Source organism: Vibrio sp. SG41-7, assembly GCF_014164465.1.
Classification (GTDB): domain Bacteria; phylum Pseudomonadota; class Gammaproteobacteria; order Enterobacterales; family Vibrionaceae; genus Vibrio; species Vibrio splendidus.
This window is the reverse complement of record NZ_JACJFF010000178.1, coordinates 1-6704: the sequence shown is the minus strand read 5'-3', so window position 1 is coordinate 6704 and position 6704 is coordinate 1. Positions and strand designations below refer to the sequence as shown.

Here is a 6704-nt window from a genome sequence, read left to right as displayed (position 1 = left end):
AAAACTTAAGCTTAAAAACCTAAGCTTAAAAACTTAAGGTTAAAAACTTAAGGTTAAAAACTTAAGGTTAAATTCGCCACTAGAGGCTAATTTGCCATTGATCGTTTCTTTAAAAGCCACGCATTTAGATGTGTGGCTTTTTATTTGCCTGATAAGTAAGGGTTTTATTCGTTTTACTAACTTGGTATGGAAGCTGCAATGTTAGAAAGTAGGAAAGATAGGTCATTAACTCATTAGGGAGACCATTATGTTTGAATTAATCTTTGTTCTTATTTTCGTCGCAACTTTACTTGTCACTGGTATCACGTTTATGACGGTATTGGCTGCAACCGGAATCGCGTTAGCAGTTATGTTGGTCTTGGGTATGATGGGGGTTGTGTTTAAGTTGCTGCCTTGGTTAATTGTGATTGCATTGGGTATCTGGTTTTTCAAAAACTTTGTACACAGTTCTAACCAAAGACGTTACTAAGGTCATGGTGTCGTCAAATCTTTGATCGTCAGCGGTTTATCGTTTGAGAATTTAAGATGTGTGATAGAATTTTCCCCAATAATCTATGAATGTGCATACAATTAGCACAACGATATGGAATTGGAGCTATCTCAAATGAATAAAATGCCATTAATTGCTTTAGTGGGAATGCTATCTTTAAGCTCGGCAGTGTCTGCTGAAGAAGAGTTTTCTTACACGGCTAAAGTCGGTGCCGATATGTGGTGGGGAAGTACAAAGCTAAACGAAGTTAGACAAGATGATGACTCTAACTCACCTTCGTTGTATTTCGCATTTGAGCATAATGCCCCGATGCTACCAAACGCTAGTTTTCGCTATACTTCTGTTGATGCAGATTCATTGGCTTTCGATAAGTACGATTACACCTTCTATTACACGTTGTTAGATCACAAGCTGATGAACTTCGATGCAGGTGTGACGTTTACTCAGTATTCAAACTCGAATTACGTCGAACCGAAAACGGGTGGCGCTCAAACAAGCTTTGATGAATTCACTTGGAGCTTCTACGGTAACGCAGAGATCAACGTTCCTGAGACTAATTTCGATATCATCGGTACGATGGAGTTCGGTGATAGCAGTGGTATTAAGAGCACGGATTTGATGGCGGGTGTTCAGTACCGAATTCCTGTAGCAGAAACTGAAGTGGCACTACGTGGTGGTTACCGCGTGATCGACCTTGATTCGGAAGAGTTCTTCTCTTCAGAGGTTGGCAAAGAGTTTGTCATGGTTGATGGCTGGTTTGCTGGCGCTGAAGTGCGCTTCTAGGCCATATAAAGCAAATTTAGAACGAATTTTGAGAACGCCACTTTATTAAGTGGCGTTTTTTTATATCTATTGGTTATATCCTTCTGGAATTAGTTAGCACATTCATCACTTTCGACCATCCTTTATACAGAGAGCTAATTAGCGTCTATTCTTATAAGGTCTATGTTGTGAGGTCAAAGCAAGGGATGGAATATGACACTCAATGAATTACGAAATTTATATAGAGAAAATCTGTTAGTTGAAGCGATCATAGAGCCCTCAATTCAAGAAGGGTCTTGGGTTGTGGAGTTTCGCCATATGGGAGGTGGCTTTGTTCTGCTTACTGATGTTCATGGTGAAGAGTGCCATTACGCGGATTTAGACCTAGCATCTAAGTCGGCAATGGCGGTTGGCTTTCAGCAAGTGCGTATTGAAAACCAGTAAGTCAATTTGCGTTTCAATCGGTTTTTACTTCCAAAAAGTTATAAAACATACTTTTCTATTCTTTCTTGTTATTAAAAGGAGTGGTTAATCTATCGTCACGCAATGATTAGGGATGTCGTGACCATGTCTTTAAATAAGAAAGAGTCTTCACAAAATAATAATGCACAGTCTGGGGCTAATGAGTTACCTGGGCTAGCAGCACCATTTAATGACCAACAATTGGGTCATCTTCAACACACTGTTTCTGAGTTATCTTCACAACAACTGGCATGGGTCAGTGGTTACCTTTGGGGAGTGAGCCAAGCTCAGCCTGTCGGTGCAGCTGCGCCAATCGCTCAAGCGGCTGCTGCAGTAGCGGCTAAGCCAGCGGGTAAGCTCAGCATTATCTTCGCATCTCAAACAGGTAATGCTAAAGGCGTCGCTGAATCGCTTGAGGCAGAAGCTAAAGCCTTAGGTATTGCTGTCGAGCTTTTCGATGCAAGTGATTATAAAGGTAAGAACCTAGCCAAAGAGACACACGTCATTTTTGTGGCTTCAACCAATGGTGAGGGCGAAGCCCCTGATAACGCTATTGAGTTGCATGAATTCCTACAATCGAAGAAAGCGCCAAAATTATCAAACCTACAATACGGTGTGATTGGTTTAGGTGACTCAAGCTATGAGTTCTTCTGCCAAACGGCTAAAGACTTCGATAGCTTCCTCGCTAAGCTTGGTGCTAAATCGTTTGTTGACCGTCTTGATTGTGATGTTGATTACGAAGAATCAGCAACGGAATGGCGCGCTAAAGCATTAGAGCAAGTAAAAGAGACGCTATCGACAGGCAATGAAGCTGATGTGGTTCAATTACCAGTCGGTCAAGCGGCCGCCGGTCATTCGCAATACACCAAACAAAACCCATACACCGCGACATTATTGACGAGCCAAAAGATCACCGGTCGTGATTCGGGCAAAGATGTTCGTCATATCGAGATTGATCTTGATGAGTCGGGTATTACTTACCAACCGGGTGATGCGCTAGGCGTATGGTTTGAAAACAGTTCAGAACTCGCTAATCAGATCCTTTCTAAGGTTGGGTTGTCTGGTATCGAAAGTGTTGATGTCGATGGTGATAACTTATCTATCCATAGCGCACTCGTCAGTAAATTCGAGATTACATCTTCAAATCCTCAACTTGTGACTAAGTTTGCTGAGCTTTCGGGCAGCAAGAAGTTAATCAAGCTGGTGGAAGATAAAGACAAGCTTCGTGAATACGCGGGTAATACTCAAGTTGTCGATGTTTTAGCTGAGAAGAAAACTAAGCTATCGGCTGATGAATTGATTGGTCTACTACGTAAGCTGACACCGCGTCTCTACTCTATTGCATCAAGCCAAGCTGAAGTGGATGAAGAAGTTCACTTGACGGTTGGTTTGGTTGAATACCAAAAAGGCGAAGAGTCTCGTTTGGGCGGAGCTTCTAGCTTCTTAGCTCAACGTCTTGAAGAAGGCGGTGAAGTGAAGGTGTTTGTTGAGAACAACAATAACTTCAAACTACCACAAGACGACAATACACCAATCATCATGGTCGGCCCGGGTACCGGTATCGCACCGTTCCGCAGTTTTGTTCAAGAGCGTGAAAACAATGATGCTGAAGGCAAAAGCTGGTTGTTCTTTGGTGACCGAACTTTCACTCAAGATTTCTTATATCAAGTTGAATGGCAGAAGTACCTTAAGTCTGGTGCGCTAACCAAGCTTGATGTTGCTTTTAGTCGTGACCAAAAAGAAAAGGTTTATGTTCAAGATCGCTTAATCGAACAAGCAGCTCAGGTTTGGCAATGGCTGCAAGAGGGCGCGTACCTCTATGTATGTGGCGATGCGACTCGAATGGCGAAAGATGTTCATGAAGCGTTAGTTACAATTGCGGAAAAACATGGCAATCAGAGCCGCGAGCAAGCTGAACAATATATTAATGACTTACGTAAAGCGAAACGTTACCAAAGGGATGTGTACTAATGAGCAAGCAAGTAATAGAGCAAGAAGTGCTAGGTCAAGTACTGGGACCTTTGGCTGACAATGAACGTCTTAAGCGTGAAAGTAAAAATCTTCGCGGTACGATTGAACAAGATCTCCAAGATAGAATTACGGGTGGCTTTACTGCTGATAACTTTCAGTTGATCCGCTTCCACGGTATGTATCAGCAAGATGACCGTGATATTCGTAACGAACGTACCAAGCAAAAGTTAGAACCTTTACATAATGTAATGCTGCGTGCGCGTATGCCTGGCGGGATCATCACTCCGAAGCAGTGGCTCGCGATTGATAAATTCGCAGATGAGAGCACCTCTTATGGTTCTATCCGTCTCACAACTCGTCAAACTTTCCAGTTTCACGGTGTGTTGAAGCCGAACATTAAATTAATGCACCAAACACTAAACAGTATTGGTATTGATTCCATTGCAACGGCGGGTGACGTAAACCGAAATGTTTTGTGTACCACAAACCCGGTTGAGTCTGAGCTACACCAAGAAGCTTATGAGTGGGCGAAAAAGATCAGTGAACATCTATTACCTAAGACTCGTGCTTATGCAGAAATCTGGTTAGATGGTGAAAAGCTAGCAACAACGGATGAAGAACCTATCTTAGGTAGCAACTACTTACCACGTAAGTTCAAGACGACGGTTGTAATTCCTCCGCAAAATGACGTAGATGTTCATGCTAACGATCTTAACTTCATCGCGATTGCTAAAGACGGAAAGCTGGTGGGCTTTAACGTATTAGTGGGCGGTGGTCTTGCAATGACGCACGGCGATACTTCTACTTATGCACGTAAAGCTGACGATTTTGGTTTTGTGCCATTAGATAAAACGTTAGATGTAGCAGCTGCGGTGGTAACGACTCAGCGTGATTGGGGTAACCGTTCGAACCGTAAGAACGCAAAAACCAAATACACACTAGACCGTGTTGGTATTGATGTATTCAAAGCAGAAGTAGAAAAACGTGCAGGCGTTGAGTTTTCTGAAAGCCGTCCTTATGAGTTTACTGGCCGTGGCGATCGTATCGGTTGGGCGGAAGGCATTGATGGTAAGCACCACTTAGCGTTATTCATCGAAAATGGTCGTTTGCTTGATTTCCCAGGGAAAGCGCTGAAAACAGGTGTTGCTGAAATAGCGAAGATCCACAAAGGTGACTTCCGAATGACAGCGAACCAAAACCTAATTGTTGCAGGTGTACCTAAGAGCCAAAAGGCAAAAATTGAAAAGCTGGCACGTCAATACGGTCTGATGGATGATGCCGTTTCCGAGCAGCGTAAAAACTCTATGGCGTGTGTTGCATTCCCAACATGTCCTTTAGCAATGGCAGAAGCAGAGCGTTTTCTTCCTGAGTTTGTAACGGATGTTGAAGACATTCTGAAGAAACACGGATTACCAGAAGAAGATAACATCATCCTTCGTATCACAGGCTGTCCAAACGGCTGTGGTCGTGCAATGTTGGCTGAGTTGGGTTTAGTCGGTAAGGCGCCGGGGCGTTACAACATGCACTTAGGTGGCAACAAAGCCGGAACTCGTATCCCGAAGATGTATAAAGAGAACATCACTTCAGCTCAGATCTTAGAAGAGATTGATTCGCTGGTGGGACGTTGGGCTACGGAACGTAACGACAATGAAGGGTTCGGTGATTTTACAATCCGAGCTGGCATCATCGAAGAGGTGATCATTTCAAAGAGGGATCTGCATGCATAATTCTGTCGCTTCAAAACTGAAGTTAGCAGAGCTACTCGCATTGACTAAGACGGAGCAAATACTTCGTCTTGGACAAATTAATGCTGAGTTAGAACAGCTAACCGCATTAGAAAGAGTTAAGTGGGCACTAGAACATTTAGAAGGGACACATGTTGTGTCTTCTAGTTTCGGAATCCAAGCGGCGTTGATGCTGCACTTAGTGACTCAAGCAAAACCCGATATTCCGGTTATTCTTACGGACACTGGGTATCTATTCCCGGAAACGTATCGATTTATCGATGAGTTAAGTCAGATGTTGACTCTAAACCTTCAAGTTTTTCGTTCTCAGCAGAGCCCTAATTGGCAAGAAGCGCAATATGGCAAACTTTGGGATCAAGGTATAGAAGGGATAGAGAAGTACAACAAGCTTAATAAAGTTGAACCGATGAGAAGAGCGCTGGATGAACTCGAGGCTGGCACTTGGTTTTCTGGGTTGAGAAGAGAGCAATCTCAATCGCGTGCAAACTTGCCTATCTTATCTATCCAAAATGGTGTGTTTAAGTTCTTGCCAGTAATTGATTGGACAAATAAAGATGTTCATTATTACTTAGAAGAGCATGGTCTCAGTTACCACCCACTTCGCGAACAGGGGTACCTTTCTGTTGGAGATACTCATACTACTAAGAAATGGGAACCGGGTATGACTGAAGAAGAAACCCGTTTTAATGGTCTAAAACGAGAATGTGGTCTCCATGAAGACGATGGAGAGCAATATGGCTCTGGGATTTAGACTCATTGCCATTTAAAAAGCTGCCATAAGGCAGCTTTTTTGTTTTCTAGGGTGAAAATTAGAGCAATTGTGGATAAGTCTGTGGTTATTCTGTAGGTACTTTGTAGTTAAACTTGCACAAATAAGGCTTTGAGTGTTTATTCGTCACCTAACCGTTGTTTTTACATTTTTCTTTAATAAACACTTGCCAATGTGAGGAACATCTCTATAATGCCGCCTCACTGACACGGTAGACGCCACAAGGCTTCAGCGAAGAATGTTAGTAAGGCAACTAGCTTTAAGCGATTATTCGCTTCTACTTTTTAAAAGTAGAAATTAATTTTCAAAAGTGTTTGACACTGAGAATTAAAACGCTAGAATGGCCGCCTCTTCCGAAGTGATGTAAGTCACAACGAAGAGAAGCTCTTTAACAATTTAAACCTATCAATCTGTGTGGGCACTCGTTGATGAATATCAAAACGTTATTACTTAGGTAGTAACAGTTACTTCGGTAACAAACTTGATTTCAATGAACTGAGTGACC

The 6704-nt window shown here is 42.7% G+C and carries 6 protein-coding genes; all 6 read left to right on the top strand.

The genetic code is table 11. The features are described 5' to 3' along the window. Positions 1 to 247: 247 nt before the first annotated feature. Positions 248 to 469 carry an envelope stress response protein PspG gene (gene pspG / locus H5300_RS24750; RefSeq protein WP_010434219.1) on the top strand — a complete coding sequence of 74 codons (222 nt, stop codon included), beginning with the start codon at positions 248 to 250 and terminating at the stop codon, positions 467 to 469. A 114-nt stretch (positions 470 to 583) separates the two neighbouring features. Further along, complete coding sequence (locus tag H5300_RS24745) at positions 584 to 1273, top strand: TIGR04219 family outer membrane beta-barrel protein (protein ID WP_181257873.1); 690 nt, start codon at positions 584 to 586, stop codon at positions 1271 to 1273. A gap of 192 nt (positions 1274 to 1465) precedes the next feature. Then, on the top strand, positions 1466 to 1696 hold the full coding sequence (locus H5300_RS24740; RefSeq protein WP_004735813.1) for a hypothetical protein: 231 nt from the start codon (positions 1466 to 1468) through the stop codon (positions 1694 to 1696). A 123-nt stretch (positions 1697 to 1819) separates the two neighbouring features. Further along, on the top strand, positions 1820 to 3685 hold the full coding sequence (locus tag H5300_RS24735; RefSeq protein WP_182797162.1) for an assimilatory sulfite reductase (NADPH) flavoprotein subunit: 1866 nt from the start codon (positions 1820 to 1822) through the stop codon (positions 3683 to 3685). Further along, positions 3685 to 5412 carry an assimilatory sulfite reductase (NADPH) hemoprotein subunit gene (cysI, locus tag H5300_RS24730; RefSeq protein WP_004735811.1) on the top strand — a complete coding sequence of 576 codons (1728 nt, stop codon included), beginning with the start codon at positions 3685 to 3687 and terminating at the stop codon, positions 5410 to 5412. Before H5300_RS24735 ends, cysI begins: the two co-directional genes overlap by 1 nt. Next, on the top strand, positions 5405 to 6181 hold the full coding sequence (locus tag H5300_RS24725) for a phosphoadenylyl-sulfate reductase (RefSeq protein WP_102450888.1): 777 nt from the start codon (positions 5405 to 5407) through the stop codon (positions 6179 to 6181). Before cysI ends, H5300_RS24725 begins: the two co-directional genes overlap by 8 nt. Positions 6182 to 6704: the final 523 nt, after the last annotated feature.